1 protein-coding gene is annotated in these 1083 nt (G+C 50.2%); it reads right to left on the bottom strand.

Going from position 1 to position 1083, the window contains the following annotated elements:
* A partial coding sequence (locus QQK21_RS21155; RefSeq protein ID WP_284194156.1) for an ISNCY family transposase occupies nucleotides 1-1083 on the bottom strand: 1083 nt, incomplete at both ends.

Here is a 1083-nt window from a genome sequence, read left to right as displayed (position 1 = left end):
TCGACGTGCTATTAGGGTTCAGCAAGGTCAGTTCGATTATCCTGTCTTCCGTGCTTTCTGGGATACGGTTTTTGTTGCGCTTCAGCGGCTTATTGTACCGCTTGAGGCCGACAGGGCCTTCTTCTTCCATGATTTTCTGGTAGGTGTAAATCGTTTGGCGGGAGCAACCAAGGATACGGGCCGCTTTCGATACGCTACCCAGTTGCTCAACAAGCTCCAGCGCTTCGATTTTTCTCTGCACTTCCTTGCCATGTTCATGGGCCTTGCGAGGTTCAATCAGTTCGGTGATGTCTAATCGGCGGTGGCCAAAATAGGCCGAGAAGGTGCCGTCAAACTGACATCGGATTTCAACTTTCTGATTTTCAATCGAGTAACGGATGGGTGAGTCAATGACATACATCTTGCTATCAAAACTGAAGGTATGATCTCGTCGTATCGTCCGATACTCTTTCTGTACACAGATAGTGTTGAGATCTAAGTCTGGCGGTAAGCACCTAAACGCCGAGCGATGACTTTGCGGTTCAACCATGACATGTTTCACCCAATAATTAGGGATAAACTCTTCATGTAAATAACGGTTCGCGCTCTCCATATCCGTGATGTTGTGTAAGCGTAATTCAGGCACAAGTCGGTCTTGGAAGGTATCGAATGCACGCTCGATACGGCCTTTTCCTTGCGGCGAGTTGGCGAAGATGATCTCAATACCGAGTTCCTCACAAGCCCGCTGCATCTGCGAGAAGTTGCTCCTTTTCGGCCCACCGAAGATCCCCGCTCTATCGACGTAGAGCGTTTTAAACACGCCACGTTTCTCGATGTAGGCTCTCATCACCTTCATGCAGCCTTCTGTGGTTTCAGACGGGAAAAACTGGGCGTGGATATCACTGGTCGCGTCATCGACGATAGCAATCAAGCAGGAGCGTTCTTCACCGAACCAGCGATGCGGGCTGCCATCCATTTGCAACATCAACCCAGGCGCTTCCATCCGCTCACGATACTTTCTGACACGGCTCCGACGGCGCTTAGCCCGCTTTACATGGTGAATATCATGGGCCCAAGAGCGCAACGTCTCACGTTTAATCGACA

Source organism: Vibrio zhanjiangensis (genome assembly GCF_030161235.1).
In the GTDB taxonomy this organism is placed as follows: Bacteria; Pseudomonadota; Gammaproteobacteria; order Enterobacterales; family Vibrionaceae; genus Vibrio; species Vibrio zhanjiangensis.
This window is presented reverse-complemented; position numbering and strand designations above follow the sequence as displayed.